Consider the following 26,328-nt stretch of genomic DNA (forward strand, 5'->3'; position numbering starts at 1 on the left):
CGGCGCTGGGACGCGCCCTCGTGCCACTTTTGAGAATGTTTCGCAAGTCTGCGGCGGAGCGCCGCACCGGTCGAAAAATCGTCCCGCGGGACTGGCGCCTCACGCTGCGATGCACCATATCCATCGCCGAGCGTCGTGGGATGATTGACCGGCGGCGCGTCACGCCGAGCAAATGGTGGGCGGTACTAGGATCGAACTAGTGACCCCTTCGGTGTGAACGAAGTGCTCTACCGCTGAGCTAACCGCCCGGAAACGGGAGGCTGCTATACGGCGGAGCAACGGGCCGGTCAAGGTCCGGAGGACGTTGACGGAAGCGTCAGGGCTACAGGCGAGACCGCAGGCGACGCCGGGCCATACTTTCGTCAAGAACGGACTTCATATAGGAGACAAAGCGACTCTCGTCCGCCATTGCGGTTCGAGTTTTGTTCTCCCCCACGATGGGATGCAGCATCGCGGCGCGCCGCCGTCCATCGCGCGCGCCTGAAGGAGGTTTGTGATGGCCAGCAATGATCTGTGCACCCCCGAGGGCGCGCGTCGTCTGAAGGAACGCATCGAGGCGTACTGGAAGGAACGCGGCTACGACGTGAAGGTCGACCTCGTCGAGGCGGGTTTCATGCCCGCCATGCGCTCGGCGCGCACCGACGTGCGCTCGAATCTCGTCAACGGTCTGCCTTCGCCGGCCAATGACCGCGTCGCCGAAGAGCGCGTCGTCAAGCGCCGCTCCGCCTGATCCGTCGACGGATCAGGACGTGCGCGAGAGCGCGTGGGCGAGGGCTTCGTCCAGCGCATCGAAATGAGCAAAGAGCCGGTCGGCGCCGAGATCGCCGGCCGGCTTTTCGCTGTATCCCCCCTCGAACACGACGATCGGTGCGCCGGCCGCCCGCGCGGCGAGCACGTCCGGTTCCGAATCGCCGACCATGACTCGGCCCGAACCCGTCTCGCCGAAAGCCGCGGCGAGATGGCGCGGATCGGGCTTCTTCGCGGGAACGTGCTCGGGCGAGACGATTCGCTCGAAATGCCCGGCCAGGCCGAGCGTTGCGAGCAACGGCTCCGTCAGGGCGGCGGGCTTGTTCGTGCACACCGACAGCCGCGCGCCCGCCGAGCGGAGCCGTTCGAGCGCCGCCTCGACGCCCGCGAAGGGGCGGCTCTGGCCGGCGATGTCGGCGCGATAGACGTCCAGGAACAAGTCGAGCCGCGCCTCCAGCGTCGGATCGTCGATTTCGCGGCCGGCGCGCTCGTAGGCGCGCCGGATCAGCGCGCGCGCGCCGCGGCCGACCATGGCGCGCACGTCCTCGATGGGCACGGGCTCCAGCGCGTCCGGCGCGATCGCGGCGTTGAGCGACCGCACGAGATCCGGCGCGGTGTCGACCAGCGTGCCGTCGAGATCGAAGGCGATGCGCGCGTCCCTGAAGACCGCCGTCATGTCCGCTCCGCTGACTTGCCGCGCGACGGTCGCGCCGCGCGTCCGGATCGGCTATAGCCCAACGCGAAGGCGATGTCCCCGGAGCCGCTGCATGCCGTCACCCCGCGCCGCCGTCATTCTCGCCGCCGGGCAGGGAACCCGGATGAAGTCGGCGCTCGCCAAGCCGCTGCACGCCGTCGGCGGCGCCACCATGCTCGACTGGAGCCTCGATCTCGCCGCCGAATGCGGCGCGGATCGGCGCGTGGTCGTGTGGGGCGCGCATTCGCCCGCGGTGCGCGACGCCGCCGAGGCCGCAGGCGCGAAGGCTGCGCTGCAGCATCCGCCCGAGGGCACCGGCCACGCCGTGCTGTGCGCGAAGGAGGCGCTGGCGGATTTCGACGGCGACGTCGTGGTGCTCTACGCCGACACGCCGCTCATTCGCCCCGAGACGATCGACCGCGTCTTCGCCGCCCTCGACGACGGCGCGGCCGTCGCCGTGCTCGGATTCGAGCCTGAAGACCCCGACGGCTACGGCCGGCTGATCGAGGATGCGCATGGCGGGCTCGAGGCGATCGTCGAGGCGAAGGACGCTTCGCCAGAGGAGCTGGCCGTCCGCCTGTGCAATTCGGGCGTTCTGGCGTGCTCGGCCTCGCTGCTCTTCGATCTCCTCTCCGAGGTCGGCAACGACAACGCCAAGGGCGAGTACTATCTCACCGACATCGTCGCGCTGGCGCGCGGCCGCGGCCTGTCCTGCGTCGCGGTGCGCGGCGCGGAATCCGAGATGCTGGGGGTGAATTCGCGCGCCGATCTCGCCGCCGCCGAGGCCGCCTTCCAGGCGCGCCGCCGCGCCGAGATGATGGAGGCCGGCGTGACGCTCGTCGCCCCGGAGACGGTCTTCTTCAGTCGCGACACGCAGATCGCGGCCGATGTCGTCGTCGAGCCGAACGTCGTCTTCGGTCCCGGCGTGACCGTTGCGGGCGGCGCGCGCATCCGCGCCTTCTCCCATCTCGAGGGCTGCACGGTGGGCGAAGGCTGCGAGGTCGGCCCCTACGCCCGCCTGCGGCCCGGCGCCGCGCTGGAGCCGGACGCGAAGATCGGCAATTTCGTCGAGGTGAAGAAAGCCCGGATCGGAAAGGGCGCGAAGGCCAATCACCTTTCCTATATCGGGGATGCGGACGTCGGCGCGGGCGCCAATATCGGAGCCGGGACGATCACGTGCAATTATGACGGCTACTTCAAGCACCGCACGATCATCGGCGAGAACGCCTTTATCGGCTCCAACACCGCGCTGGTCGCGCCGGTGACGGTCGGGACGGGCGCCTTCACCGGATCGGGCGGCGTGATCACCGACGACGTGCCCGACGACGCGCTGGCGCTGGCGCGCGCGCGCCAGGAGATCAAGCCCGGCTGGGCGAAGCGATTCCGCGAGGCGATGCAGGCCCGCAAGGACAAGGCGAAGAAGGACGGATCGACATGACCGCAGTGGAAGCCACGACCCCGACGCTCAAGGACCGGCTGAACGATCCCGAGCTGCTGAAGACCGGCGCGTTCGTCGGCGGAAAGTGGATCGACGCCGACACGCGCGCCGAGGTCACCAATCCGGCCGACAACTCCGTGATCGCCACGGTGGCCGATGTCGGCGAGACCGGCGCGCGCCAGGCCGTGGCCGCCGCCGCCGAGGCCTTCGAGACCTGGAAGAAGACCTCCGTGTTCGAGCGCGCGCGGCTGGTGCAGCGCTGGCACGACCTGATCATGGAGCACGTCGCCGATCTCGGGACCATCATCACCGCCGAGATGGGCAAGCCGCTGAAGGAGGCGCGCGGCGAGGTCGCCTACGGCGCCGGCTTCCTGTCGGTCTCCGCCGAGGAGGCCAAGCGCATCCACGGCGAGACGCTGCCGGTGCCGTTCCCCGGCGCGCGCGGCTGGACCATCCGCCAGCCCGTCGGCGTGGTCGGATGCATCACGCCCTGGAACTTCCCCTCGGCGATGATCACGCGCAAATGCGGCCCGGCGCTCGCGGCGGGCTGCACGATGGTGCTCAAGCCGGCGCCGGAAACGCCGCTCTCGGCGCTCGCCCTGGCCGAGCTGGCGCGCCGGGCGGGCTTCCCCGACGGCGTTTTCAACGTCGTGTGCGGCGACGCCGAGAAGATCGGCCCGGTGCTCACCGGCTCCGACGAGATCGCGATGATCGGCTTCACCGGATCGACCGAGGTCGGCAAGCTCCTGATGCGCCAGGCCGCCGACGGGGTGAAGCGCGTCGCGCTGGAACTCGGCGGCAACGCGCCCTTCATCGTCATGGACGACGCCGACGTGGAAGCCGCCGCCGACGGCGTCATCTCCTCGAAGTTCCGCGCCGCCGGCCAGACCTGCGTATCGGCCAACCGCATCATCGCCCAGGACGCCGTCGCCGATAAGCTCACCGAGGCGCTCAAGGCGCGCGTCGAGAAGATCAAGGTCGGCTCGGGCTTCGACGAGGACACCCAGGTCGGCCCGCTGATCCACCAGGAGGCGGTGAACCGCGTCGACCAGCTCGTCCGCGACGCCGAGTCGAAGGGCGCGAAAATCCTCGCCGGGGGAAGGCCGCTCGACGACGAGCTGGGCGGATCGTTCTACGCGCCAACGCTCATCGAGGGCGGCGACTTCAAGCTCGATCTCGCCTGCTTCGAGATCTTCGGCCCCGTCGCCTCGGTCTACCGGGCCAGGGACGAAGCCGAGATCCTGCGCCTGGCCAACGACACGCCCTACGGGCTCGCGGCCTATGTCTACACGCAGGATATCGGCCGCGTGCACCGCATCTCCGAAGGCCTCGACTACGGCATGATCGGGATCAACGCGCCCCAGGTCGGCTCGCCGACGACGCCCTTCGGCGGCGTCAAGCAGTCGGGCATCGGCCGCGAAGGCGGCAAGTGGGGCGTCGAGGAGTTCACCGAGCTCAAATTCGTCCTGCTCGGAGGCGTCGAGTAATGAGCACCGTCGAGCAGAAGACGAACGCCGCCGCGGCCGCGCTGGAGTATGTCGAGGACGGCATGACGCTCGGCCTCGGCTCGGGTTCGACGGCGGAGATCTTCGTCCGCCTGCTCGGCGCGCGCATCGAGGAGGAGGGGCTCAAGGTCCAGGGCCTGCCGACCTCGAAAGAGACCGAGGCGCTCGCCCGCGAGGTCGGCGTGCCGCTCATGCCCGTTGAGCACGCCGTGACGATCGACGTCACCGTCGACGGCGCCGACGAGGTCGACGGCCGCTTCCACCTGATCAAGGGCGGGGGCGGGTGCCTCTTGCGCGAGAAGATCATCGCCGCGGCGTCGGACCGGATGGTCGTCATCTGCGACGAGACCAAGCTCGTCGAGACGCTCGGCCGCTTTCCGCTGCCCGTCGAGGTCGACCCGTTCGCCTTCACCATCACGGCCAAGAAGGTGTTCGACGCGCTCCGCCGCGCCGGGGTGAAGCGTCCCGACGTCAATCTCCGGCGGCGCGGCGACGGGCTCGAGCCCTTCGTCACCGACGGCGGCCACTACATCCTCGACTGCGCCTGCGGCGAGATCCCCGAGCCCGAGCTCGCCGACGCGGAACTCATCGACCTGCCCGGCGTCATCGAGCACGGCCTGTTCCTCGACCTCGCCCGCGTGGTGATCGTCGGCGAGGACGAGGCGGCGCGGGTGATGGAGTTGTAGGGGGCTTATACGTTAGGCGATCGTCGACAAAAGGGGGATAGACGCGCTTTCATCGCCATTCGCGCGTGAAACCTTGTTCTCTCAATCTCGACGCTGCGAGCATTCTGTATCGATTATTCGGTCAATTGCGTCCAGTGCCTGTTTCCTCTCCTCAGAAAACGGTAGCTTTGATGCGGCGCGCCACGCATAAGCTGCGTTTTTAAGAAGGCGAGGGTGGCTAGTCCGCTGGGTGCGGGGATTGATGTGCTTGCTGAGCCACTTGGCGAGCTTGAGAACCGGTCCGAGATATCTCGGCAAATCCAACGGATCCGTCATTTGCGCCGCTCCATACGCAACAATCTCGACGCGGGTTTGCCCGTGCGCCGGAACTCTCTCAACGCACCGTGGGTAAGCCGGTGCTACGTCCGAGTCTCGAACAGGTGACGACGGGGGTGGCGATAGATTTCCACAATATTTTATTGCGATGAATCAGTGGCATAGAGGTTCAAGCGCTTCTTTTCTGCCGCTTCGACAGGATTGTGAGTTCCCTGCCCGAATCGGGACTCGTGGCTGAATTGGACGGTGCGTTGCCCCCGAAACGACTCGTGACCGCGGTCCAGCAGTTGTTTTTTGGCTGTGAACTCGCTTACAGCCGGACGACGCAGCACTTGCTCCTCGTTGTTGTGACCCACTCCACCTCCCTCCCCTTGATGGGGAGGGTCGCGAGCGCAGCGAGCGGGGTGGGGTGAGGATCGAAGGGCGCTCTACGTTCGCCCCCCACCCGGCCGGACCTGCGGTCCGTCCACCCTCCCCACGGAGGGGGAGGGAGGCGCGCGGCTCCCGCTCACCCCCTCGTGACCTGCGCGCGACCGCCCGCCGCCTTGCCCTGCGCCGCCGCCCGCGCCACCTTCCGCGCAAATCCGGCGCGCTGACCCGCGCCAGCGACACCGCGGAGAGCCTCGATGGCGGAATACGACTACGACCTGTTCACGATCGGCGCGGGCTCGGGCGGGGTGCGCGCCTCGCGCCTGTCGGCGCTCAAGGGCGCGAAGACCGCCGTCGCCGAGGCGCACCGGCCCGGCGGCACCTGCGTCATCCGCGGCTGCGTGCCCAAGAAATACATGGTCTACGCCTCGAACTTCGCGAAGTCCTTCAAGACCGCGAAGGACTATGGCTGGTCCTTCTCCGAGCCGGAATTCGACTGGCCGGCCTTCCGCGACGCGATGAACGCCGAGGTCGACCGGCTGTCGGGCATCTACGCGAAGAACCTCGCCAACGCCGGCGTCGAGCTGATCGAGGACCGCGCCGTGCTGGAGGACGCCCACACCATCCGGCTCGGGGGCGAGGACCGCACGGTGACGGCCAGGCACATCCTGATCGCCACGGGCGGGACTCCGAACACGCCGCCGGGCGTCAAGGGGACCGAGCTGGCGGTGAGCTCCAACGAGCTGTTCCATCTCGACAAGCTGCCCGAGCACATCGTCATCGCCGGCGGCGGCTATATCGCCTGCGAGTTCGCCCAGATCTTCGCCGGGCTGGGCGTGAAGACCTGCCTGGTCTATCGCCGCGACACCGTGCTCCGGGGCTTCGACGACGACGTCCGCGCGGTCGTCCACGAAGGGCTCAAGGACGCCGGCGTGCGCGTGATCACCCACGCGGTTTTCACCGAGATCGAGGCCGGCGAGAAAGAAGGCTGGAAGAAGGTCCGTCTCGACAACGGCACGGTGCTCGACGCCGACGTCGTGGTGCTGGCGACCGGCCGCGACCCGGCGACGAAAGGCCTGGGCCTGGAGACCGCCGGCGTCGAGACCGACGCGGCCGGGGCGGTCAAGGTCGACGCCTATTCGAAGACGAATGTCGATCACATCTACGCCGTCGGCGACGTCACCAACCGGGTCAATCTCACGCCGGTGGCGATCCGCGAGGGCGCCTGCTTCGCCGAGACCGTGTTCGGCGGAAAGCCCGAGGCTTACGACCATTCCGATATCGCCAGCGCGGTCTTCACCCAGCCGCCGGTCGGGACCGTCGGGCTCACCGAGGCCGAGGCGCGCAAGTCCCACGGCGAGATCGACATCTACAAGTCGCGCTTCCGTCCGATGAAGGGCCTGCTCGGCGACGATCCCGACTGGATGCTGATGAAGCTCGTCGTCCGCGCCTCCGACCAGCGCGTGCTCGGCGTGCACATCGTCGGCGAGGACGCGCCCGAGATCATCCAGGCCGTAGGGATCGCGGTGAAGGCCGGCCTCACGAAGGATCAGTTCGACGCCACCTGCGCGGTTCATCCCACGGCGGCCGAAGAGCTCGTCACCATGCGCGAGAAATGGGTCCCCCCGGAGATGCGCGCCGCGGAGTGAGCCGGCTGCGTAGCATGCACGCGTCTTGCAAGCCGGGGCTTATAATCCGGCCCGTCGGCGCATACCTTTGAGGGGAAGGGTCGGGCGCCGACCCGACGAGGCGAGGGATCGATGACCGCGTGGAGCCCTGACAGCTGGCGGACCAAGACCGCGCTGCAGCTTCCGGACTATCCGGACGCCGCCGCGCTGGCCGACGTCGAGGCCGAGCTGTCGCGCCGGCCGCCGCTGGTCTTCGCCGGCGAGGCGCGCCGCCTGCGCCGCCAGCTCGCCAACGTGGCCTCCGGTCAGGCCTTCCTGCTGCAGGGCGGCGATTGCGCGGAAAGCTTCAAGGAATTCTCCGCGGCCAATGTGCGCGACACCTTCCGGGTGCTGCTGCAGATGGCCGTCGTGATGACCTTCGCCGCGGCGAAACCCGTGGTGAAGGTCGGCCGCATCGCCGGCCAGTTCGCCAAGCCGCGCTCGTCGCCCACCGAGACCCAGGACGGCGTCGAGCTGCCGAGCTATCGCGGCGACTCCGTCAATGAAATGGCCTTCACGCCCGAGGCGCGCGTTCCCGATCCGCAGCGCCTTGTGCGCGCCTACGAGCAGTCGGCCTCGACGCTCAACCTGCTGCGCGCGCTGGCCTCGGGCGGCTACGCCGACCTGCACAACGTCCATCAGTGGACGCTCGACTTCCTCGCCGGCAGCCCGGCGGGCGAGCGCTACCAGGAATACGCCGACCGCATCACCGAGGCGCTCGCCTTCATGCGCGCCTGCGGGGTGACGCCCGACGCCGCGCCGTCGCTCGAGGGCGTCGACTTCTTCACCAGCCACGAGGCGCTGCACCTTCCGTTCGAGGAGGCGCTCACGCGGATGGATTCGACGACGGGGCGCTGGTACGCGACCTCGGCGCACCTGCTGTGGATCGGCGACCGCACGCGCCAGCCGGACGGCGCCCATGTCGAGTTCGCCCGCGGCGTGGAGAACCCGATCGGGCTCAAGTGCGGGCCGAGCATCGAGGTCGACGACCTGCTGCGCCTGATCGATGCGCTCAATCCCGCCAACGAGGCCGGCCGCATCGTGCTCTATGCGCGCATGGGCGCCGACAAGGTCGGCGAACATCTGCCGGAGCTTGTGCGCAGGGTCGAGGCCGAGGGGCGCAGGGTCGTCTGGTCGTGCGACCCGATGCACGGCAACACGATGAAGACGGGCTCGGGCTACAAGACGCGGGATTTCGACCGGATCCTCGCCGAGCTGCGCGGCTTTTTCGAGATCGTCCGCGCCGAGGGCGCGGAGCCCGGCGGGGTCCATTTCGAGATGACCGGCGGCGCCGTCACCGAATGCGTCGGCGGGGCGGGGCATCTCTCGGAAGCCGATCTGTCCAGCCGCTACCACACCCATTGCGATCCGCGGCTCAACGCCGACCAGGCCCTTGAGATGGCCTTCCAGATCGCCGATGCGCTGAAGCCGGCGGCGGGCGTGCGACGCGCGGCGGAGTGAGGTCCGATCCTCTCGGCCCTTGGACTTGATCCAAGGGCCCAGGGGTGAGGGTTCGGCCGGGCCGACTGGGTCCTTGGGTCAAGCCCAAGGACCGAGCCATCGAGGGACACGCCCCCCCAAACAAAAACGCCGCCCGGTTTCCCGGGCGGCGCTTTCGTCAAAGCGTGTGGAACCGCCTAGATGTCCTTGAGCGCCGACGCCGGCCGGAAGGCCAGCGAGGTCTTCGCCTTGGACATCATCTTCTCGCCGGTGCGCGGGTTGCGCACTTCGCGCGCATCGCGGTGCTTGGCGTGGAACGTGCCGAAGCCGGCGAGCTGGACGCTGTCGCCCTTCTTGGCCGATTTCACGACGGAATCGATCACCGCATCGACCGCGTCGCCCGCCTGGGCGCGGGTGATGCCGGCGGCGTCGGAAACGGCTTTGGCGAGTTCGGACTTATTCATGAGAGGGTTCCCCCCTTTCTGACTTTCAGCGGGTGTCGCGGGGATGCGACGGGGACCGCAGGTTCTTTGGACCCCGGCATCAAGCGCGATTCTGACGCGGGATTGCAAGCGAATACAGGGGAATCCGAGGGTTTTCCTCAGAAAGTCGGCCCGGAGTTGCGCGTCATGGTAAACAAAGCGTCGCAAACCGGCCCGCTGTTTGCGTTTGGGAAACCATGACCCGCCCGACCGCACCATTGCTGGACAGAATCGCCGCCGCCGGCCTGGCCGTGTCGACGGCGGTGCTCAGCTATGCGGGCTTCCTGCACCTGTTCGGACAGGCCGGCCTGGCCGCGCTGGTCGGCGCGGTCGTCGGCGGTTTCGTGCTGGGCCGGATGCACCGGGCCGCGCGCGCCTGAGGCGCCGGGCGCCTACACCTTCACCAGCATCTTTCCGAGATTGGCCCCGGTGAACAGGCCCATGAACGCCTCTGGCGCCTTCTCGACGCCGTCATAGACCGTCTCGCGCGTCTTCACCTTGCCCGCCATCATCCACTCCGAGAGATCGGAGATGAACTGGCTCTGCATGTCCATGTGCTCGGTGACGATGAAGCCGCGCATGGTCAGCGACTTGGTCACGATATTGGTGAGATTGGACGGGCCGGGGACGGGCCGGTCGTCGTTGTAGCGCGCGATCATCCCGCACGCGGCGATGCGGCCGAAGCGCTTGAGCACGTCGAGCGCGGCGGCGAGGTGATCCCCGCCCACATTCTCGAAATAGGCGTCGATCCCGTCGACGCCGATCTCTTTCGCCGCGTCCTTCACCGCCCGGCCGAGATTGTCGGCGGCCTTGTAGTCGACGGCGGCGTCGGCGCCGATCTCCTTGCAGAAGGCGACCTTTTCGGCTCCGCCGGCGGTGGCGATCACGTTGGCGCCCATGGCCTTGGCGAACTGGATGCCCGCCGAGCCGACCGCCCCGGCGCCGGCGCTCATCCACAGCGTCTCGCCTTGCTTCAGCTCGATGATGCGCTTGAGGCCCACATAGGCGGTCAGCCCCGTCAGGCCGGCGATGCCGAGATACGCCTCGGGGGGGAGGATCTCGGCGTCGACCTTCATCAGCGCCTCGGCGGGCGCGTTGAAGCCCTCGCGCCAGCCCAGCATCGAGAAGACGTAGTCGCCCTCGGCGAGCTTGTCGGAGTTGGACTTCACGACCTTGCCGACGGCGCCGCCCTCCATGGGCTTTCCGACCTCGAACGGGTCGATATAGGTCTTCAGCCCGGCCATGCGCGGGCGCATGTAGGGATCGACCGACAGCCATTCATTGGCGACCTGGACCTCGCCGGCGCCGGGCTCGGGCAGCTCGACCTCGGCGATCTCGAAATATTCGGGCTTCACCGGGCCGGTGAAGTGCTGGGTCAGGCGGACTTCGCGCGATTTCATGAGGTTTCTCCCGGTGCGCTCGACGCTTCCGGGACGGATGGTAGAGCGCGCGTGCTGCGGCGCAACAGGCGCGTCGGCAAGAATCCGCAATGAATTGTCAGCCCGCCCGCGGCGCGGCCGATTTGCCTTCCTCGCCGGGCCGTGCTTGGTCCGCGCCCATGAACGAGCAAGCGACCAAGCTGCGCGCCGGCGTCGTCGGCGCGGGCGTCTTCGGGGGCTATCACGCCTCGAAATACGCCGCCGATCCGCGCGCCGACTTCGTCGGCGTTTTCGATCCCGTGCACGACCACGCCGAGGCGCTGTGCGCGAAGCATGGCGGGCGAGCCTTCGAGTCGCTGCACGACCTCGTCGAGGCCGTCGACGTCGTCACCGTCGCCAGCCCGGCGGTGTTCCATCACGACGCGGTGCGCCGCGCGCTCCTGGCCGGCCGGCCCGTACTGGTGGAGAAGCCGGTCGCGGCCACCGTCGAGGAGGCCCGGGAGCTTGTCGATCTCGCGCGCGAGACGGGCCTGGTGCTTTCCGTCGGCCACCAGGAACGCTTCGTCTTCGACGCGATGGGCCTGTTCGGCGACCTGCCGAAGCTGACCGGCCTGTCTGCGCGGCGCATGGGCACGCCGAGCGCGCGCAATCTCGACGTCTCGGTCACGCTCGACCTGATGATCCACGACATCGATCTCGTCCTGGCGCTGGCCGGCGGCGCGCCCGAGCGCGTCGAGGCGGAGATGTTCGAGGCGCGCGCGGGACTTCCCGATCATGTCCGCACGCGGCTGACCTTTCCCGGCGGGATGGTCGCCGAGCTCGAGGCGAGCCGGGTGGCGGAGGCGCGCGACCGGATCATGGACCTCGACTACGAGACCGGCGCGCGCGTCGAGGTCGATTTCCTCGCGCGCACCTTCGAGATCACCGACGGGCTGAAGCTCGACCCGGACTTCGCCGACCGCCCCGCGGCGAAGGATTCGCTGGGCGCCAATGTCGCCGCCTTCCTCGACGCCGTGCTCGACCCGAAGGCCGAAACGGTCGCCGCGACGGGCGCCGACGGGCTCATGGCGCTTGAGACCGCGCTGGCCATCGACGCGGCCGCGGGCGGGGCGAGCCGCATCTGATCCCGCGCATCCCGGTTTGATTCCCGCGCGCGGGCGTGGCAAAGCCGCGCGGCCCGTCGTATGAGACGGCGATCGTCCCGCCTGACCGGAACCCGACCGCATGACCGTCAAAGTCCGCTTCGCGCCGAGCCCGACCGGCCGCATCCATGTCGGCAATGTGCGCACCGCGCTGATGAACTTCCTGTTCGCCAAGTCGCAGGGCGGACAGTTCGTTCTGCGCATCGACGACACCGATCTCGAGCGCTCGACGAAGGCCTACGAGGACGGCATCAAGGCCGATCTCGAGTGGCTCGGCCTGAACTGGGACGAGACGTTCAACCAGTCGAGCCGGTTCGACCAGTACGAGGCGGCCAAGCAGCGCCTGATCGAGGCGGGGCTGCTCTATCCCTGCTACGAGACCGGCGACGAGCTCGAGCGCAAGCGCAAGCTCCAGCGCGCCCAGGGCAAGCCGCCGGTCTATGACCGCGGCGCGCTCAATCTCACCGACGCCGACCGGGCGAAGCTCGAGGCCGAGGGGCGCAAGCCGCACTGGCGCTTCAAGCTGTCGGGCGGGCGCATTGCGTGGGACGATCTCGTCCGCGGGCCGAGCCGCATCGAGACGAGCTCGGTGTCCGACCCGATCCTGGTGCGCGAGGACGGCAGCTATCTCTACACCCTGCCGAGCGTGGTCGACGATATCGACGCGGGGATCACCGACATCATCCGCGGCGAGGACCACGTCACCAACTCGGCCGCCCAGATCGAGATTTTCGAGGCGCTCGGCGGCAGGAACGCCGCGCCGCGCATGGGCCATCACCCGCTGCTGGTCGGACCCGACGGCGGCAAGCTGTCCAAGCGGCTCGGCGCGCTGTCGATCGAGGGCCTGCGCGAGGAGGAGGGGATCGAGCCGATGGCGATCCTGTCGCTGCTGGCCAAGATCGGCACGTCGGATTCCGTCGAGGCGCGCGACTCGCTCGAGACCCTGATCGCGGAGTTCGATCTCGCCAAGCTGTCGCGCAATCCGGCGCGCTTCGATCCCGCCGAACTGACCCGCCTCAACGCGCGCCTGCTGCAGGCGACGCCCTTCGAGGCGGTCGCCGATCGGCTGAAGGCGATGGGCGTCGACGGCGACGCGGCGTTCTGGGAGGCGGTGCGCCCCAATCTGGAACGCCTGTCCAACGCGCGCGAATGGTGGCGTCTCGTCGAGGGACCGGTCGAGCCGGACGTCGAGGATGCGGACTATCTCGCCAAGGCGGCCGAACTCCTGCCCGGCGGGACGCTCACGGCGGACAGCTGGCGGGAATGGACCGGCGCCATCAAGGCCGAGACCGGACGCAAGGGCCGCGAGCTCTTCCAGCCGCTGCGCATGGCGCTCACCGGCCAGCGCCACGGTCCCGAGATGGACGTGCTGCTGTCGCTGATGGACCGGAACAAGGTCGAGGCGCGCCTGAAGGGCGAGCGCGCCTAGGTCGGCCGGATCCGCACGGCGTTGGCGGTCCGCCAGTCACGGAATCCTGTCATTTAGTCAGGTTCTCTTGACGTCGCGCGGGTGTCAGGTTTACATGACACATAGTCATGCAAACCTGATGGAGCGAACCATGAAGAAGCTGCGCGGCGCATCCTTCGGAGTCATCACGGCGCTGGTGATCGCGATTGCGGCGGCATTGGCCTCGGCGGGCGTGTTCGACGCCGACGCCGCACCGGCGCAAGTTGAGGCGACGCCGTGAGCCCGGCGGCGAAACGCTATTCCTTCCGGATCGCCGGGGCGGCCGGCGCTTACGCCGGCGCGGTGGTCGGCGTCAATGCGCTCGACGCCGGGTTCGCGCTCGACGCGCCGGTGCGCGTCGGGCTCGCCCTGCTGCCGGTGCTTCCCGCGCTCTACGGCCTGTGGGCGGCGCTGCAGTTCGTGCGCGCCATGGACGAGGTGCAGGCGCGCATCATCTCGGAGGCGATGCTCGTTTCCGCGCTGATCGTCGGCTTCGCCAGTTTCACGTACGGTTTCCTCGAAGGCGCGCTCGCGCTTCCGGACATCTCGATGATCTGGGTGCTTCCGGCGCTGCTCGGCGTCATGGGCGTGGCGCAGGTCTTCGTGCGGATGCGCTACCAATGAAGAATCGCATTCGCGTGCTCCGGGCGGAGAGGCGGTGGAGCCAGGCCGAGCTGGGCGAGCGGGTCGGGGTGTCGCGCCAGGCGATCAACGCAGTCGAGTCCGGCAAACACGTCCCCTCGCTGGCGCTCGCCTTCGGCATCGCCCAGGCCTTCGGCCTGAGCATCGAGGAGGTGTTCGAGCCGCCGGATTCCGTTTCCTAGTCGGCTCCCAGCAGCCGGTCGAGAGCGTCTTCCAGATCCGCCTCGAAGCTGAGCCCCTCGAACGCGTCGCCAATCACGAACCCCTCTTCGGCCACCTTGTCGAGCAGGGCCTTGAGCGGCGCCCAGAACTCGGCGTCGGCGAACACGACGGGCTTGGCGCGATGGCCTTCGCGCCGTCGCGAGATGAGATCGAAGATCGACTCGAGCGTGCCCGTGCCGCCGGGCAGGATTAGGAAGGCGTCGGCCTCCTCGATCAGGATGGCCTTGCGCGCGCCCATCGTGGCGACCTTCCTGAGCTCGATCTCCTCCTGGGCGCCCTCGGCGGGGATCATGAACTCCGGGATTACGCCCAGCACCTCGCCGCCGGCGGCCTGCGCGGCGCGCGCGGCGACGCCCATCAGGCCGATCTCGCCGCCGCCGTAAACGAGCCGCACCCCGGACTCGGCGATGTGTCGGCCGGCGGCGTCAGCCATCGCCTCGTAGCGGGGATCGTCGCCGGGTTCGGACCCGCAGAAGATGCAGATGCTCCGCAATTTCGCCATGGCTGGTGTCCATCCTGTCGGCTAACGGGTTGAGTCGGCGCGCGGCGCGGCTCACTTTAGGCGGGAGGCGCGGCCGGTGCGAGTTTTGCAGCCCGATCCCCGGGGGCTGGAATCCGGCCGAGCACCAGGGAGACACGCCATGACCGCGACGCGGTCTTTCCTTATCGCCACAGCGCTTCTGATCGCGGCGCTGGTCGCTGCGGTCGTCTATGTCGTGACTCGCGAGACGGCCGAACCCGACATCACGCCGGGCGAGCCCGTCGTGGAGGACACGATCGCACCCGACGCCTCCGACGAGGTCGTCGCGGGCATGTCGCCGCCGAGCTTCGACGTGGTGCGCGTGGATCCGCGCGGCACGGCCGTGGTGGCCGGTCGCGGCGCGCCGGGCTCGCGCGTCGTGCTGGTCGCCGGCGAGCGCGACATCGCCGAGGTCGAGGTCGACGAGGCCGGCGAATGGGTGATCATCGTCGACGAGCCGCTGCCGGCGGGCTCCGTCGAGCTGAGCCTGGTCATGCGCACCGAGGCCGGCCAGGAGATCCGCTCCGACCAGGTCGTCGTCGTCGCCGTGCCGGAGTCGCGCGACGAGACTCCGCTTGTCGTGCTGGGGCGGCCGGGCGAGGCGAGCCGGGTGCTCCAGGGGCCGTTCCAGGGCGTCGAGATGGGGCCGCTCGCTTTGGAGGCGGTCGATTACGACGAATCCGGCACCGTCATCTTTTCCGGCCGCGCCACGCCGGGTTCGCAGGTGCGCGTGCTCGCCGACGGCGAGGTGGTCGGCGAGACCCGCGCCGATGAGGACGGGCGCTGGTCCGTCCAGGCCGGCGACAGCTTCGCGCCGGGCGTCTACGACCTCCAGGTCGACCAGCTCGACGAGGAAGGCCGGGTGACCGCCGTGATCGCCGTGCCGTTCGAGCGCGCCAGCGCCGAAGCGCTCGCCGACCGCGCCCCGGGAAGCGTGGTGGTCCAGCCGGGCAATTCGCTCTGGCGCATCGCGCGCCGGCTCTACGGACGGGGCATCCAGTACACGGTCATCTACGAGGCCAACCAGGACCAGATCCGCGATCCCGACCTGATCTATCCCGGCCAGGTGTTCGAGACGCCCGAAACCGAAGGCGGCGAAGACGGGGAGTAGTCCGCTTTCGGTGGACGCTCTTTGGCGCGGGGCGGGAGCTGTTGTATCCGTGCGGTGGTCGATCCGCGCCATTTGGCGGAGGGATCGGCCTGTGTGCGGAGCCTGAATGACCCTTCTCGTCTTCTACGTCGCGCTCGCGATCGGGTTCTCCTTTCTGTGTTCGATTCTCGAAGCCGTACTGTTGTCGGTGACGCCGTCCCATGTCGCGGCGCTCGAAGAGCATGACTCGGCGACGGCCCGGCTGATCCGGAAGCTGAAGAGCGATGTGGATCGGCCGCTCGCGGCGATTCTGAGCCTGAACACCGTGGCCCACACCGTCGGCGCGACTGCGGCGGGCGCCCAGGCCGCGCGCCTGTTCGGGGATGCGGGCGTCGGCGTGTTCTCCGCCGTCCTGACGCTGATGATCCTGGTGGCCTCCGAGATCATTCCGAAGACTCTCGGTGCGACCTACTGGAAGCTGCTGACGCCTTTCACCGCCCGGGTCCTGCCCCCGCTGATCTGGTCGATGTGGCCGCTGGTCTGGCTGGCGCGCGGGCTGACCCGGCTCATCTCGTCCGGTCGGCGCGACGGCGTCAGCCGCGAGGAGATCGCGGCCATGGCGCGGATCGGCCACCAGCAGGGCGTGATCGAGAAGAACCAGTCGACCGTCGTGGCCAACCTTCTGCGCTTCGATTCCCTCAGCGCCCACGACATCATGACGCCGCGAACAGTGGTCGAGGCGTACGACGAGGCCGTCAGCGTGCGCCAGGCCGCCGCCCAGATCGCGCAGGTGCCGTTCTCCCGCCTGCTCGTCTATCAGGATGATATCGACACGGTGACGGGCTTCGTCCTGAAGACGGACATTCTGGCCGCCGCGCTCGAGGACCGGCTCGACGTGCCGCTCAAGCAATTGCGGCGCGACATCGCCCATGTCGACGAGCAGACGACGCTCCAGTCGCTGTTCGAGACCCTGCTGCGGGGCAACAGGCACATCGCGGTCGTGGCCGACGAGTTCGGGGGCACCGCAGGCGTCGTCACGATCGAGGATCTGGTCGAGACTCTGCTGGGTCTCGAGATCACCGACGAGGTCGACAGCATCGAGGATCTGCAGGCGCTGGCCCGCGATCAGTGGCGCAAGCGCGCCGCCCGGATGGCCGCCCCGAGCGGCGCCTCCGGCGAGGGGCGCGGCGAGGCGGAATAATCTCGCGGACTGGCGTCGCGGACGCCGCCGCCCTAAGTAGCGCGCCATGCATGGCGACTCCCAGACCGACGCGACCGAAGGCGCGGCGCCGGAAGGCCGGCTGGGCGATGCGATCGGCCGGCTGCTCATCCTGCTCGCCTCGCCGGAGATGGCCCGCTGGCGCGTGCGGATGGTGGTCGCCTTCGCGCTGACTGTCGTCGCCAAGCTGTTCGCCGTCGCCTCGCCGGTCCTGTTCGGCGAGGGCGTGAACGCGGTGACGCGCGCGGTGCAGTCCGACGCCCCGCAGACGGCGATCCTCTGGCCGTTCGCCGCGTTCTTCCTCATCTACGGGCTGAGCCGCTTCGCCTCGAGCGCCGCCCCGCAGGCGCGCGACGCGCTGTTCGCGCCGGTCTCGAACGACGCCCAGCGCCTGACCGCCGTGCAGGGCTTCGCCCACGTCCAGGGGCTTTCGCTCGGCTATCACCAGAACAAGCGCACCGGGGCGGTGAACCGGATCATCGATCGCGGCGCCAACGCGGTCGATTTCCTGCTGCGCTTCCTCGTCTTCAACATCCTGCCCGCGCTGATCGAGCTGGCGCTGGCCGCCGTCGTCGCCGCGGTGATGTATGGCTGGATCTTCTCGGTGATCGTCGTGGTCGCGGTGCTCGCCTACGCCTTCGCCACCTGGTCGATGACGCAGTGGCGGGTGAAGCTGCGCCGGCGCATGAACGAGGCCGACACCGAGGTGAACGCGCGCGCCGTCGACACGCTGGCCAATTTCGAGACGGTCAAGGCCTTCGCCGCCGAGGACCGCGAGGTCGCCCGCTTCGATTCGGCCAAGACCCGCTACGCCGATGCGGCCTCGGCCTCCCAGCAGAGCCTCGCCGCGCTCAACGCCACCCAGGCCGCGATCATGAACGGCGGCCTGCTGGCCGTGGCGCTGCTGGCCGGCTATCGCGTGCTGCAGGGCCAGCTCGAGCCCGGCGACATCGCCGCGCTCACGCTGATGCTGATGAACGTCTATCAGCCGCTCAACATTCTCGGCTTCGCCTATCGCGAAATCCGCCAGGCCACGGTCGATCTCGAGCGGCTGTTCCAGCTGCTCGGAATCGAGCCGGAGGTCGCCGACGCGCCCGGGGCGCGGCCGCTGGACGTGACCGGCGGCGCGGTGCGGTTCGAGCATGTCAGCTTCGCCCACCCGGGCCGCGCGCGGTCGGTCGAGGACGTCGATCTCGAGATTCCCGCCGGCGCGTTCGTCGGCCTCGCCGGTCCGTCGGGCGCGGGCAAGTCGACCCTGCTGAGGCTGCTCTTCCGCTTCTACGACCCCGACAGCGGACGCGTCCTGATCGACGGGCAGGACATCGCCGGCGTCACGCAGCAATCCCTCAGAGCCAGTCTGGGTCTCGTGCCCCAGGAGGTCGTGCTGTTCAACGACACGCTCAGGGAGAACATTCTCTACGGCCGGCCCGACGCCGACGAGGCCGCATTGATGGACGCCGTCGAGCGCGCCCGCCTGGGCGACTTCGTTCGCGATTTGCCGACCGGGCTGGATACGCGGGTGGGCGAGCGCGGCCTCAAGCTGTCGGGCGGCGAGAAGCAGCGCGTCGGCGTGGCGCGCGCGATCCTGAAGAACCCGCCGATCCTGATCCTGGACGAGGCGACCTCGGCGCTGGATTCCGAGACCGAGGGCGAGGTCCAGGCCGCGATCGCCGAGGCCGCGCGCGGGCGCACCACGATCGCCGTGGCGCACCGGTTGTCGACGATCGCGCGCGCCGACCGGATCTTCGTCATGGAGAACGGGCGCCTCAGCGAAGCCGGCGCCCACGCCGAGCTGCTCGCCGCCGACGGGCGCTATGCGGCGATGTGGCGCCGGCAGGCCGAGACCGCCTCGGCGTGAGCCGCCGCGGTCCCGGGCTGTCCATCAGCGCTGTCCGAGCGAGGGGGCGTCGGGTCGGTCAGCAGCCCTTGCCGGCGTGGAGACCGTTCAGCGAGGTTCGCCGCAGCTCGGCCGTCCGGGCGTTCTCTGCGCGGCGTTCCGCCTCGGCGCGGGCGCGATCGGCCGCCACGCCGCTGGCGGCGTTGGCCAGGATTCCGAGCCCCGGCGCCCGTCCGAGCGCGCCGCTATAGCCGGCCGCGCTGACCGCGGCCGCGCCGGCTGCGCCGGCGACTTGTTCGGACGCCTCGGCGCTGGCCGCCCCCTGCTGGGCGTCCGCCATCATCTGCTCCATGCGCGCGATCTCGGTCTCGAGCTCGGCGCAGCTCATGTCCGCGTCGCCCGGATAGGAAACCTGGAGCGCGGGCTCGAGCGCAGCCTGCGTCGAGTTCGAGGTCGTCGCGCATGCGACGAGGGCGGATGCGGCGAGCGGCGCGAGCGCGGCGCGTGCGAGTGTGTTGATCATGGCGTCAGCCTCCCTGGATGCGTCTTCGGGGACTGGAGCAGGCTCCGGCCGGAGGCGGCATCCCCTGTCCGGGGGAGAGGGCGCGACCGGTTCGGTCCGAGCGCCGGCGCATGCCATATGCGCATAATCCTCATATTAACCTGTCGCCGCGACACTCCGTCTCCTGACCGGCTCCGGGGGGAGCGCTGATCGGGGGAAATCCGCATGGGAAGGAGCGTCGAGGTCGTCGACGGTCGGATCGTGTCGCGCCGGGTTGGCGGCGTCGACTGGCAGGACGCGATGGACTCCGCCGAGATCTATGTCGCGCTGTTTGCGGAGTCCCAGGCCACCGAGCTCGTCATGGACATGGCGGAAGCGGATCTGCAGATCCCGTTCGCCGACGCCTCGTCGCTCGGCGAGGTGTTCGCCAACGAATTGCCGGAACATGTCGCGATCGCGATGGTCAAGCCGCGCAACCGGAGCGGCGCGCGCGCGATCGAGGCGTTCGTGGATACGCTCTCGGCCGCCGGCCGCCATGTCGCCACCGTGCGGGATCTCGCCGAGGCGGACGCCTTCTTCCGCAAGCTTCGCGCGCTCGATCCGGACGACGCGCCTGAGCCCGAGCCGACCGGGGGCATCGTCGGCTGGCTGGGACGGATATTCGGCGGATCGGGGACCGTCAGGGTCCGCAGCGGCGCCGCGCGCGACGACTTCTGATTTTCCGGCCGGGCGGGCCGATCCGCGCGGCCGGATCGTGGAATTGCGAAGTTTCAGCGACACGGCCTCATCCACGCTTTCCGCCCATTTCCCGGACTCATAAAAGGAAGCGCTTCACGGCGATCGGTCGGTCGAGGAGGGCTTCATGACCAGGACGGGAATCACGATGTCGGCGCTCATCGCGGCGTTCGCGCTCGCCGGTTGCGGGGACGCCGGCGACGCTGCGCCCTCGTCGGCGGAGCTTCAGTCTGAGGGCGTCGAACCAGAGGCGACCCAGGACGAGGAGACCGGCCTCAGCGCGCTGGATGCGGCCGCGCAGCAGGCCTGCCGGGCGGAGACCGACGACGCGCTGCTCGCCGCGCTGCCGGACGGGGCGAGCTTCTCCAGCCGCGGTCCCGACGGGGTCGTGGTCGTCGGGTGCGACATGGCCGACGGCCGGTTCGTCCGCCGTCTCCGCTCGACCGAGCTTTCCGAGGAGGCGCGCATCGAGTTCGATCTCGCCGTCGCCGATCATATCCGTTTCGGGCTGCGCCCGGGCGACGATCGCTCCGGGACCGGCGCCTACCGGATGCGCGACGGCCGATTCTGCGCGGTCCAGACCGATGATGCGATCTCGCAGCGCCTGTGCGCCGCGGCGGCCGAAGCCGCGCCTGACGCCGACGCGGAAGAGTAGGCGACGCCGGGTTTGCGCGTTACCGGTCGCGCCGCGTCGAGCCGGGCGGCGAGGGCGCGTCGGTCCGGCAGGAGCGCACGCCGAGCACCGGGGCGACGATCTCGGCGCCGTCGGCCAGCCGGGTGCGCAGAAGCCCCCGTTGCAGGCGCACGCCGGCGGCCGTCGGCTCGCCGGCTTCGCCCTCGAGCGTGAAGATCAGCCCGTTCTCTGCGTCGCGATAGGTCCGCTCGACCGGCGTTCCCGTAGAGAACGCCGCCGGTCCGCCATGAGTCGCGATGTTCAGGATACGGGCGTCGTGGAGGATCCGCGCCATCCCGCGCGACTCGTTCTCGAACAGGATGAAGCGGTGCGGCTGGGCGCGGGTCCAGACGAACAGGCCGCACTCGCCTTCGGCCAGCTGCTGGGGCGGGAGCTGCTCGAGCCGGGTCTCCGCCCCGGCGGCCGGTTCCGCTGGCGCGACATTGGGCGCGGCTCCGGGGATCTGCGCGCAGCCTGTGAGCAGAAGTATCGCAGCGAGCGTGGCGGCTGGCTTCATCGATAGCTCCCTTCGCCTTCGGCGCGCCAGGCCGCGCCGGTCTCCTCAAAGCCCAGCGCGATCAGCACCGCGATCACGCCCGGCTCCTCAGTGCCGGCCTCCGCCGTCCAGCGGTAGCCGTCGGCGTCCAGGCGGACCGAGCCGGTCAGATCGAGCGCCGCGCTTGCGCCTTCGAACGTGACCGCGACGGCCTCGCCCGCGCAGCCGAACGCGCCCGTGATCTCGGGCAGCGCCACATCATAGCGTCCGCCGAGGCGTGCGAGCAGCTGCGTCGAGATCGTTCCCGACGCGCCCTCGCACCGTCCGTCCCGGAAGGTCAATCTCTCGATCTCGGCGTAGACGCGCTCGGTCTGCGGCGCGGGCAGTTCGGCGAGGCCGGGCAGGCGTCGGATCTCCGCCGCCAGGCTGGCGTCGGTCAGCGTCAGCGCGCCGGGCCGCGCCACCAGGGTTCCGCGCCCCAGCGCGCTCTCGTCGCGCAGCTCGGCCTCGAGGCGCGCCGCGCCCGTGAGCAAGGGCAGGAAGGCGAGCGCGAGATCGGCCTCGGCGAAGGGCTGGCCGGCGAATCGCACCCGGTAGGCGCGCGCGTTCCAGACCGGTCCCGTGACGTGGTCGGCCTCGACGCCGGCCGGCCGCAGGGCCGCGGCGTAGAGCGCGCGGGCGGGCAGGAACGCGACGAGCGCGGCGACAAACACGCCGAGCCCGGCCAGCGCGAGTGCGAGCGGGCGCATCACGAGCCGGCGCTTCCGGCGCGCGCGAGCACGACCTGGCTGCGCACCCGGCCGTCGCCTTCGCGGTCGAGGCTCAGCCGGGTGACGCGGACATTGTCGCTGCGGGCGAGATCGAGCAGCAGGCCCATCAGGTCGCCTTCGGCCACCGGATCGGTCCAGACGCTGACCTGGCCGTTCTCGAGCGGCTGGATGCGCGTGATCGGGACGCCGGTCTCGCGCGCCTTCGAGCCGACCAGCGTGCGCAGCGACGCCGCCGACTGCGGCTCGGCGTCGCCCGCGCCTCTGAGCGCGCGATAGCGTTCGATCCCGGCGACCAGCTGGAGATGATCCTCGAGCTGGGCCTCGTAGCTCGCGCGCATGGCGTCGCGGTGCGCCAGCGCCGGCGCGAGCATGAAGCTCCACACCGCCGTGAGCGCGAACAGCGCCGCGGCCGCGGCGATCAGGATCTGCTCGCGCGCGGTTCTCTGCGCCCAGGTCTGGCGCAGCAGGGCGAGGAGGGATTCCAGCGTCATGGCCGCCTCACGAGGAAATCGCCGGTGACGCCGCCCGGGCCCTGGCGCGCGCCGCCGTCCTCGATGACGAGCCCCGCCTCGTCGGCCATCGTCCGGAAGGCCTCGAAGTCGGCGAAATCGGGATAGGTGGCCGTGACCGAAAGTCCGTCGCGCTCGGCGCTGTAGCGGATGGAGTCGATGCGGACCTGATCGGCTTCGCCCGCGGCCTCGGCGAGGCGCGCGGCGAGTTCGAGAAAGGCGCTTTCGCCCGGCCCGCCGCCGAGCGCGCGCAGCTTCACGCGCAGCTGGGCGGCCGGATCGGTGGCGCGCTCGTCGAACTCGGCGCGGTACATCTCCCGGGAAGCTTCGTAATAGCGGTCGGCGCGCTGGGAATAGTAGACGCCCTCGGCGAAGAACAACGCGCTCGCGCCGATCACGGCCACGCCGAGCAACGCGCCGGCGCGCGTCCACGGCCGGATCATGGAGGCCCAGTCGACGCCGGAGACCAGGGCGGTTCCGAAGAAGGCGGGCAGCCGGACGAGGGCGGCTTCCGGCGCGCGGGCGGCCTCGACGCGCAGGTCGGGCGCCGGCTGGCGCTTGACGGCGACGGGCTCGGCGTCGGGCGCGACCCGCTCGGGCGCGATATCCTCGGTCAGCAGGACGCGCTGCGGATTGAGGCGCGCGCCGAGGGCGGGCAGCACCGCATCGGCGAGATCGCGCTCGACGCCGCCGCAGACGGGATCGTCGTCGGGGGCGGCTTCCGCCTCGTCGCCTAGCCGCGCCTGGCGGACGAGATCGCCGCCCCGGGTCTGGAACAGGACGACGTCGTCATAGGCGGCGACCGTGAGGTCTCCGCCGTGTCCGGACAGGAACATCGCGTCGGGCGCGGCGTAGACCGGCTTGACGCCCAGCCCGGCGAGATAATCCCGCCAGCCCTGCTGGACGGGCTTCGCCGCGGCGAACAGCCAGGCCCGGCCGTCGGCGTCGCGCGCGCCCGGGACGACGTGCTGGGTCTCCAGCGGCGCGGCGAGTTCTTCCTCGACGAGGAAGGGCGCGGCCTGGGCGGCGTCGCGCTCGCTGCGCCCGGGCACGGCGCGATAGCGCGCGAACATGTCCTGGGCGGGCAGGAGCGCCACCGCGTAGTCGGGCGACTCGCCGTTCGGCCAGTCGGGCGCCTCGCCCGGGCGGATCGCGCCCTCGGCCCGGATCGCGCCGTCGTCGGAGACGAGCGCCCAGCCGGCCGGCGTCTCGGCGTCGCCTCCGCCGGGGGGCAGCGAGATGACGAGCACGCTCATCGCACCGCTCCGAAGCGCTGGCTCAGCCGCAGCATGCGCCCGTCCGGCGTCAGCTCGCTGGTCTGGAACAGGCTGAACTCGGTCTCGTCCAGGCGGACCGTCACGTCGATCTCGAACCAGCGCGAGCGCAGCGTCACCGCCTCGCGCATGGCGAGCTCGGGCTCCAGCGCGACGATGGCGGGATGCTTGAAGAAGGCCTCGACGTCGTCATAGCCCTCCGCGGGGCGCTGCAGCAGCACGGCCTCGGCGTCTCCCACCGTGAGCCGCCCCTGGAACAGGGCCGTCAGCAGCACCGCCTGTTCGAGCTGCAGCGTGTTGAGATTGAGCGGCGGCTGCCGGGGATCGGGCCGCACGCACACGAAGGGTCGGATCCGCTCGAACAGCTCCGGCGTCATCGCCGGCAGGACGAGCAGCTCCTCGATCTCGACCATCGGCTGGTTGGCCGCGCGCAGGGGCGGGTCGAAGGCGCGGTAGGCGTCGTCCTCCGCGCCGCCGGGCTCGCGCCAGGCGTCCTCGTCGATCCAGTCGACGATCTGGGCCTTCAGCGTCTCGATGCGTCCGGGGTCGGCGCCCAGGCGTTCGAGCAGAACCGAGAACATGACCCGCACGTCCTCGCTCGTCAGGCCCGGCTCCATCCCCGCCGCGCCCTCGGCGCCGTCTCCGGCCATGGCGTTGAGATTGAGGCAGTTATTGCCGTCACGGATATGACCGGTGAGCGCGCCGTCCTCGATCGGGAAGGTCTGCGGGCCGGCCAGCCAGGGCTCGACCGGGCGCATCACCTCGCGCTCGGCCGGGCCGGAGCGCAGAAGCACGCTCTCGGAGAATTCCCGCGCGCCCATGGCGTACCAGTAGGCGGCGTCGCGCCGGTCAACATTCGCGGTTCGGAACAGTGCGAAGCGCGTCTGGTCGACCAGCTCGACGGCGATCACCGCCATCAGCGCCGTCACCAGCACCGCGGTGATCAGCGCCGTGCCTTCCTCCCGGCGCCGGGCGAATATGCGCGTCAGCCGGTTCATGCGGCGATGTCCGCGGCGGGGCTGAGCAGCACGTGCTCGATCTCGCCGAGGCCCGGCGCGACATAGCGCACGCGGACGCCGCGCGGGGGGGCGGGGGAGTTCTCGCCGCCCGACGAGACCAGGATGTCGGGGCGCCAGACATTCCCGACGAGGAATTCGAGCCGGAGGTCGCGCGCCGTCTCGAGCACGGTCATCGTCGTCGGCTCGGCGTCGCGGGCGGCGTCGGGATAGGTCCAGGCGCGCCGCTTGAGAGTGGTTCCGTCATAGATCCAGGCCACACGCTGCAGGGTCGAGCGCGGCTGCGCGCCGCCCGGATTGGCCCAGCCCGACCGCGTCAGCACGAGGATCTCGCGGGGTTCGCCGGGCTGCGCCGGCTCCAGCGGGTCGGCGCCGGAGACGTCGCCGGAGAAGACCCGGCCGTCGACCACGCCCTCCTCGGTGCGGAAGGGGCGCATGACGAGCTGGCCGATATCGTCGCGCAGCAGGACGCGCGCGCGCTGGACGGCCTCGATGCGTTCGAGCTGCTCGGCGTGGACGTCGCGGCTGCGCACCGCCGTGGTGAGCAGGCCGAGCGCGGCGGTGCTGATCAGCGCGAAGATCGCCACCGCGACCAGCACCTCGGTCAGCGTGAAGCCGCTGTCTCTGCGAACCGGCCCGGTCATGGGGTCGCCTTCCGGAAAGTCACGAGTTCGTGGACGGGCCCGCGCGCGTCGGACAGGGTCAGCGTGACGCGCTCCAGGCCCGGGTCGGGCGTCTCTTCCAGCGTGATCGTCCAGTCGTAGTCCGTTCCCGCGAGGCTGTAGGTTCCGCTCGTCTCCCTCAGCCTGCGGACCGAGCGCGCCTCGAGGATGAGCGTGTTCATCACGCTCTCCGCGGCGACGGCCGCCAGGGCGCGTTCGCGCGCGTGAATCGCGCTGCGCCCGGCGGTGGTCATCGCCTGCATCAGGGCGAGGCCGGCCAGCGACACCACCGCCAGGGCGGCGAGCATCTCCACGAGCGAGAAGCCGGACTGGCGCGACACGCTCATCGCATCGCCTCCGGCGTCTCGATGCTCAGCGCGCCGTCGCCGTCGCGGACGAGGAAGAGATCCCGCCGGCCGTCCTGGAGCAGAAGCTCGAAGGGCTGATCGACCCCGGTCGGGTCGAACCAGACCAGCGGCGCGTCGCCGGTCTCGCGGCCGGTTTCGCCGTGCAGGCGCAGCCCGGCGGGCAGGTCATGCGGCGCGAACGCGGGATGGGCCGGATAGTCGCGCCAGTCGCCGTCGGCGTGGCGCAGGAAGAGATATCCCGCGCCGTCGGGCTCCGGGGCGAAGCCGATCACGCGTCCGGTCACGAGCGCTGTCTCGCGCGCCTCGTGGAAGCGCGCCAGCAGCCGCTCGGCCTCGCGCTCGATCGGCGCCGGGCGCATCGTGATGCTCATCACGACGGCGCTCGCCATCAGGCCCGCGACGGCGAGCGCGACCAGCATCTCCACCAGGGAGAAGCCCGCCTCTCGCCGTATCGTCGCCCGAGTGCGCATGGTTCGCCGGTC

30 protein-coding genes and 1 tRNA gene are annotated in these 26,328 nt (G+C 70.1%); 17 read left to right on the plus strand and 14 right to left on the minus strand.

Annotated features, from left to right (window positions below):
* Positions 1–173: 173 nt before the first annotated feature.
* Positions 174–248 (minus strand) — tRNA-Val (locus DDZ18_RS10330).
* A gap of 248 nt (positions 249–496) precedes the next feature.
* Here DDZ18_RS10330 and DDZ18_RS10335 point away from each other — a divergent pair.
* Positions 497–730, plus strand: coding sequence for a phosphoglycolate phosphatase (locus tag DDZ18_RS10335; protein WP_109253312.1), 234 nt, complete (start codon positions 497–499; stop codon positions 728–730).
* Between the two features lie 12 nt (positions 731–742).
* On the opposite strand, the gene DDZ18_RS10340 is transcribed toward DDZ18_RS10335, so the two are convergent.
* A complete protein-coding gene (locus DDZ18_RS10340) occupies positions 743–1,423 on the minus strand; it encodes an HAD-IA family hydrolase (protein ID WP_109253313.1) in 681 nt (226 codons plus the stop codon).
* A 91-nt stretch (positions 1,424–1,514) separates the two neighbouring features.
* On the opposite strand from DDZ18_RS10340, the gene glmU reads away from it, so the two are divergent.
* The 5 genes from glmU (at position 1,515) to DDZ18_RS10365 (ending at position 8,882) form a co-directional block, all read left to right on the plus strand.
* Positions 1,515–2,879: a bifunctional UDP-N-acetylglucosamine diphosphorylase/glucosamine-1-phosphate N-acetyltransferase GlmU gene (glmU, locus tag DDZ18_RS10345; RefSeq protein ID WP_109253314.1), complete on the plus strand. Its 1,365-nt coding sequence runs from the start codon at positions 1,515–1,517 to the stop codon at positions 2,877–2,879.
* A complete protein-coding gene (locus DDZ18_RS10350) occupies positions 2,876–4,366 on the plus strand; it encodes an NAD-dependent succinate-semialdehyde dehydrogenase (protein WP_109253315.1) in 1,491 nt (496 codons plus the stop codon). Before glmU ends, DDZ18_RS10350 begins: the two co-directional genes overlap by 4 nt.
* On the plus strand, positions 4,366–5,070 hold the full coding sequence (gene rpiA, locus DDZ18_RS10355) for a ribose-5-phosphate isomerase RpiA (RefSeq protein ID WP_109253316.1): 705 nt from the start codon (positions 4,366–4,368) through the stop codon (positions 5,068–5,070). Before DDZ18_RS10350 ends, rpiA begins: the two co-directional genes overlap by 1 nt.
* A 941-nt stretch (positions 5,071–6,011) precedes the next feature.
* On the plus strand, positions 6,012–7,403 hold the full coding sequence (gor, locus tag DDZ18_RS10360; RefSeq protein WP_109253317.1) for a glutathione-disulfide reductase: 1,392 nt from the start codon (positions 6,012–6,014) through the stop codon (positions 7,401–7,403).
* A 111-nt stretch (positions 7,404–7,514) separates the two neighbouring features.
* Positions 7,515–8,882: a class II 3-deoxy-7-phosphoheptulonate synthase gene (locus DDZ18_RS10365; protein ID WP_109253318.1), complete on the plus strand. Its 1,368-nt coding sequence runs from the start codon at positions 7,515–7,517 to the stop codon at positions 8,880–8,882.
* A gap of 176 nt (positions 8,883–9,058) precedes the next feature.
* Here the strand turns inward: DDZ18_RS10365 and DDZ18_RS10370 are convergent, their stop codons facing one another.
* On the minus strand, positions 9,059–9,325 hold the full coding sequence (locus DDZ18_RS10370) for an HU family DNA-binding protein (protein ID WP_109253319.1): 267 nt from the start codon (positions 9,323–9,325) through the stop codon (positions 9,059–9,061).
* 236 nt (positions 9,326–9,561) lie between these two features.
* Between DDZ18_RS10370 and DDZ18_RS13905 the strand changes: the two genes are divergently transcribed.
* Complete coding sequence (locus DDZ18_RS13905; RefSeq protein ID WP_158272130.1) at positions 9,562–9,723, plus strand: hypothetical protein; 162 nt, start codon at positions 9,562–9,564, stop codon at positions 9,721–9,723.
* 12 nt (positions 9,724–9,735) lie between these two features.
* Here DDZ18_RS13905 and DDZ18_RS10375 read toward each other — a convergent pair whose 3' ends face one another.
* Complete coding sequence (locus DDZ18_RS10375) at positions 9,736–10,743, minus strand: NADP-dependent oxidoreductase (RefSeq protein WP_109253320.1); 1,008 nt, start codon at positions 10,741–10,743, stop codon at positions 9,736–9,738.
* Positions 10,744–10,901: 158 nt separating this feature from the next.
* Between DDZ18_RS10375 and DDZ18_RS10380 the strand changes: the two genes are divergently transcribed.
* The 5 genes from DDZ18_RS10380 (at position 10,902) to DDZ18_RS10395 (ending at position 14,135) form a co-directional block, all read left to right on the plus strand.
* Positions 10,902–11,846, plus strand: a complete 945-nt coding sequence (locus DDZ18_RS10380) for a Gfo/Idh/MocA family protein (protein WP_109253321.1) — start codon at positions 10,902–10,904, stop codon at positions 11,844–11,846.
* 100 nt (positions 11,847–11,946) lie between these two features.
* The gene (gene gltX, locus DDZ18_RS10385; protein WP_109253322.1) at positions 11,947–13,293 is read left to right on the plus strand and encodes a glutamate--tRNA ligase; all 1,347 of its coding nucleotides are present in this window, start codon (positions 11,947–11,949) and stop codon (positions 13,291–13,293) included.
* Between the two features lie 130 nt (positions 13,294–13,423).
* Positions 13,424–13,552, plus strand: a complete 129-nt coding sequence (locus DDZ18_RS14250; RefSeq protein WP_269845074.1) for a hypothetical protein — start codon at positions 13,424–13,426, stop codon at positions 13,550–13,552.
* Positions 13,549–13,935, plus strand: coding sequence for a hypothetical protein (locus tag DDZ18_RS10390; protein WP_109253323.1), 387 nt, complete (start codon positions 13,549–13,551; stop codon positions 13,933–13,935). The genes DDZ18_RS14250 and DDZ18_RS10390 overlap by 4 nt, the downstream gene beginning before the upstream one ends.
* Entirely contained in the window at positions 13,932–14,135 is a 204-nt protein-coding gene (locus DDZ18_RS10395) for a helix-turn-helix transcriptional regulator (RefSeq protein WP_109253324.1), read from the plus strand. The genes DDZ18_RS10390 and DDZ18_RS10395 overlap by 4 nt, the downstream gene beginning before the upstream one ends.
* Here the strand turns inward: DDZ18_RS10395 and DDZ18_RS10400 are convergent.
* Positions 14,132–14,677: an LOG family protein gene (locus tag DDZ18_RS10400; RefSeq protein WP_233245804.1), complete on the minus strand. Its 546-nt coding sequence runs from the start codon at positions 14,675–14,677 to the stop codon at positions 14,132–14,134. The two genes, DDZ18_RS10395 and DDZ18_RS10400, sit on opposite strands and share 4 nt — an antisense overlap.
* A gap of 139 nt (positions 14,678–14,816) precedes the next feature.
* On the opposite strand from DDZ18_RS10400, the gene DDZ18_RS10405 reads away from it, so the two are divergent.
* The 3 genes from DDZ18_RS10405 to DDZ18_RS10415 all read left to right on the plus strand — a co-directional run bounded on the left by DDZ18_RS10405 (position 14,817) and on the right by DDZ18_RS10415 (position 18,862).
* Positions 14,817–15,806: a LysM peptidoglycan-binding domain-containing protein gene (locus DDZ18_RS10405; protein WP_109253325.1), complete on the plus strand. Its 990-nt coding sequence runs from the start codon at positions 14,817–14,819 to the stop codon at positions 15,804–15,806.
* Between the two features lie 106 nt (positions 15,807–15,912).
* Positions 15,913–16,986 carry a CNNM domain-containing protein gene (locus tag DDZ18_RS10410; RefSeq protein WP_109253326.1) on the plus strand — a complete coding sequence of 358 codons (1,074 nt, stop codon included), beginning with the start codon at positions 15,913–15,915 and terminating at the stop codon, positions 16,984–16,986.
* A gap of 46 nt (positions 16,987–17,032) precedes the next feature.
* Positions 17,033–18,862 carry an ABCB family ABC transporter ATP-binding protein/permease gene (locus DDZ18_RS10415; protein WP_109253327.1) on the plus strand — a complete coding sequence of 610 codons (1,830 nt, stop codon included), beginning with the start codon at positions 17,033–17,035 and terminating at the stop codon, positions 18,860–18,862.
* Between the two features lie 58 nt (positions 18,863–18,920).
* Here the strand turns inward: DDZ18_RS10415 and DDZ18_RS10420 are convergent, their stop codons facing one another.
* Positions 18,921–19,364 carry a hypothetical protein gene (locus tag DDZ18_RS10420; RefSeq protein WP_109253328.1) on the minus strand — a complete coding sequence of 148 codons (444 nt, stop codon included), beginning with the start codon at positions 19,362–19,364 and terminating at the stop codon, positions 18,921–18,923.
* 204 nt (positions 19,365–19,568) lie between these two features.
* On the opposite strand from DDZ18_RS10420, the gene DDZ18_RS10425 reads away from it, so the two are divergent.
* Positions 19,569–20,060 (plus strand): hypothetical protein, encoded by a 492-nt coding sequence (locus DDZ18_RS10425; protein WP_109253329.1) that lies wholly within the window; start codon positions 19,569–19,571, stop codon positions 20,058–20,060.
* A gap of 145 nt (positions 20,061–20,205) precedes the next feature.
* Positions 20,206–20,733: a hypothetical protein gene (locus tag DDZ18_RS10430; protein ID WP_109253330.1), complete on the plus strand. Its 528-nt coding sequence runs from the start codon at positions 20,206–20,208 to the stop codon at positions 20,731–20,733.
* A gap of 19 nt (positions 20,734–20,752) precedes the next feature.
* On the opposite strand, the gene DDZ18_RS10435 is transcribed toward DDZ18_RS10430, so the two are convergent.
* The 8 genes from DDZ18_RS10435 to DDZ18_RS10470 are packed head-to-tail and all read right to left on the minus strand — an operon-like array spanning position 20,753 to position 26,316.
* On the minus strand, positions 20,753–21,268 hold the full coding sequence (locus tag DDZ18_RS10435; RefSeq protein ID WP_109253331.1) for a hypothetical protein: 516 nt from the start codon (positions 21,266–21,268) through the stop codon (positions 20,753–20,755).
* The gene (gene gspN, locus DDZ18_RS10440) at positions 21,265–21,996 is read right to left on the minus strand and encodes a type II secretion system protein N (RefSeq protein ID WP_109253332.1); all 732 of its coding nucleotides are present in this window, start codon (positions 21,994–21,996) and stop codon (positions 21,265–21,267) included. The genes DDZ18_RS10435 and gspN overlap by 4 nt, the downstream gene beginning before the upstream one ends.
* Positions 21,996–22,508 (minus strand): type II secretion system protein GspM, encoded by a 513-nt coding sequence (gene gspM, locus DDZ18_RS10445; RefSeq protein WP_109253333.1) that lies wholly within the window; start codon positions 22,506–22,508, stop codon positions 21,996–21,998. Before gspM ends, gspN begins: the two co-directional genes overlap by 1 nt.
* Positions 22,505–23,782 (minus strand): type II secretion system protein GspL, encoded by a 1,278-nt coding sequence (gene gspL, locus DDZ18_RS10450; protein WP_109253334.1) that lies wholly within the window; start codon positions 23,780–23,782, stop codon positions 22,505–22,507. The genes gspM and gspL overlap by 4 nt, the downstream gene beginning before the upstream one ends.
* Complete coding sequence (gene gspK / locus DDZ18_RS10455) at positions 23,779–24,798, minus strand: type II secretion system minor pseudopilin GspK (RefSeq protein ID WP_109253335.1); 1,020 nt, start codon at positions 24,796–24,798, stop codon at positions 23,779–23,781. The genes gspL and gspK overlap by 4 nt, the downstream gene beginning before the upstream one ends.
* Complete coding sequence (gene gspJ, locus DDZ18_RS10460; RefSeq protein ID WP_109253336.1) at positions 24,795–25,460, minus strand: type II secretion system minor pseudopilin GspJ; 666 nt, start codon at positions 25,458–25,460, stop codon at positions 24,795–24,797. Before gspJ ends, gspK begins: the two co-directional genes overlap by 4 nt.
* Complete coding sequence (gene gspI / locus DDZ18_RS10465) at positions 25,457–25,825, minus strand: type II secretion system minor pseudopilin GspI (protein WP_109253337.1); 369 nt, start codon at positions 25,823–25,825, stop codon at positions 25,457–25,459. Before gspI ends, gspJ begins: the two co-directional genes overlap by 4 nt.
* A complete protein-coding gene (locus DDZ18_RS10470) occupies positions 25,822–26,316 on the minus strand; it encodes a GspH/FimT family pseudopilin (protein WP_109253338.1) in 495 nt (164 codons plus the stop codon). Before DDZ18_RS10470 ends, gspI begins: the two co-directional genes overlap by 4 nt.
* Positions 26,317–26,328: the final 12 nt, after the last annotated feature.

Origin of the sequence: Marinicauda salina, assembly GCF_003122085.1 — a bacterium.
Classification (GTDB): Bacteria; Pseudomonadota; Alphaproteobacteria; order Caulobacterales; family Maricaulaceae; genus Maricicauda_A; species Maricicauda_A salina.

Coding starts and splice junctions, on each gene's coding strand:
- DDZ18_RS14250 (WP_269845074.1), top strand. CDS start 13,424: ATGAAGAAGCTGCGCGGCGCATCCTTCGGAGTCATCACGGCGCTGGTG.
- DDZ18_RS10365 (WP_109253318.1), top strand. CDS start 7,515: ATGACCGCGTGGAGCCCTGACAGCTGGCGGACCAAGACCGCGCTGCAG.
- DDZ18_RS10340 (WP_109253313.1), bottom strand. CDS start 1,423: ATGACGGCGGTCTTCAGGGACGCGCGCATCGCCTTCGATCTCGACGGC.
- rpiA (WP_109253316.1), top strand. CDS start 4,366: ATGAGCACCGTCGAGCAGAAGACGAACGCCGCCGCGGCCGCGCTGGAG.
- DDZ18_RS10420 (WP_109253328.1), bottom strand. CDS start 19,364: ATGATCAACACACTCGCACGCGCCGCGCTCGCGCCGCTCGCCGCATCC.
- DDZ18_RS10370 (WP_109253319.1), bottom strand. CDS start 9,325: ATGAATAAGTCCGAACTCGCCAAAGCCGTTTCCGACGCCGCCGGCATC.
- DDZ18_RS10375 (WP_109253320.1), bottom strand. CDS start 10,743: ATGAAATCGCGCGAAGTCCGCCTGACCCAGCACTTCACCGGCCCGGTG.
- gspI (WP_109253337.1), bottom strand. CDS start 25,825: ATGAGCGTGTCGCGCCAGTCCGGCTTCTCGCTCGTGGAGATGCTCGCC.
- DDZ18_RS10410 (WP_109253326.1), top strand. CDS start 15,913: ATGACCCTTCTCGTCTTCTACGTCGCGCTCGCGATCGGGTTCTCCTTT.
- DDZ18_RS10435 (WP_109253331.1), bottom strand. CDS start 21,268: ATGAAGCCAGCCGCCACGCTCGCTGCGATACTTCTGCTCACAGGCTGC.
- DDZ18_RS10415 (WP_109253327.1), top strand. CDS start 17,033: ATGCATGGCGACTCCCAGACCGACGCGACCGAAGGCGCGGCGCCGGAA.
- DDZ18_RS10335 (WP_109253312.1), top strand. CDS start 497: ATGGCCAGCAATGATCTGTGCACCCCCGAGGGCGCGCGTCGTCTGAAG.
- glmU (WP_109253314.1), top strand. CDS start 1,515: ATGCCGTCACCCCGCGCCGCCGTCATTCTCGCCGCCGGGCAGGGAACC.
- DDZ18_RS10400 (WP_233245804.1), bottom strand. CDS start 14,677: ATGGCGAAATTGCGGAGCATCTGCATCTTCTGCGGGTCCGAACCCGGC.
- DDZ18_RS10470 (WP_109253338.1), bottom strand. CDS start 26,316: ATGCGCACTCGGGCGACGATACGGCGAGAGGCGGGCTTCTCCCTGGTG.
- gor (WP_109253317.1), top strand. CDS start 6,012: ATGGCGGAATACGACTACGACCTGTTCACGATCGGCGCGGGCTCGGGC.
- gspK (WP_109253335.1), bottom strand. CDS start 24,798: ATGAACCGGCTGACGCGCATATTCGCCCGGCGCCGGGAGGAAGGCACG.
- DDZ18_RS10380 (WP_109253321.1), top strand. CDS start 10,902: ATGAACGAGCAAGCGACCAAGCTGCGCGCCGGCGTCGTCGGCGCGGGC.
- DDZ18_RS10405 (WP_109253325.1), top strand. CDS start 14,817: ATGACCGCGACGCGGTCTTTCCTTATCGCCACAGCGCTTCTGATCGCG.
- DDZ18_RS10430 (WP_109253330.1), top strand. CDS start 20,206: ATGACCAGGACGGGAATCACGATGTCGGCGCTCATCGCGGCGTTCGCG.
- gspM (WP_109253333.1), bottom strand. CDS start 22,508: ATGACGCTGGAATCCCTCCTCGCCCTGCTGCGCCAGACCTGGGCGCAG.
- DDZ18_RS10350 (WP_109253315.1), top strand. CDS start 2,876: ATGACCGCAGTGGAAGCCACGACCCCGACGCTCAAGGACCGGCTGAAC.
- gltX (WP_109253322.1), top strand. CDS start 11,947: ATGACCGTCAAAGTCCGCTTCGCGCCGAGCCCGACCGGCCGCATCCAT.
- gspL (WP_109253334.1), bottom strand. CDS start 23,782: ATGAGCGTGCTCGTCATCTCGCTGCCCCCCGGCGGAGGCGACGCCGAG.
- DDZ18_RS10425 (WP_109253329.1), top strand. CDS start 19,569: ATGGGAAGGAGCGTCGAGGTCGTCGACGGTCGGATCGTGTCGCGCCGG.
- DDZ18_RS10395 (WP_109253324.1), top strand. CDS start 13,932: ATGAAGAATCGCATTCGCGTGCTCCGGGCGGAGAGGCGGTGGAGCCAG.
- gspN (WP_109253332.1), bottom strand. CDS start 21,996: ATGCGCCCGCTCGCACTCGCGCTGGCCGGGCTCGGCGTGTTTGTCGCC.
- gspJ (WP_109253336.1), bottom strand. CDS start 25,460: ATGACCGGGCCGGTTCGCAGAGACAGCGGCTTCACGCTGACCGAGGTG.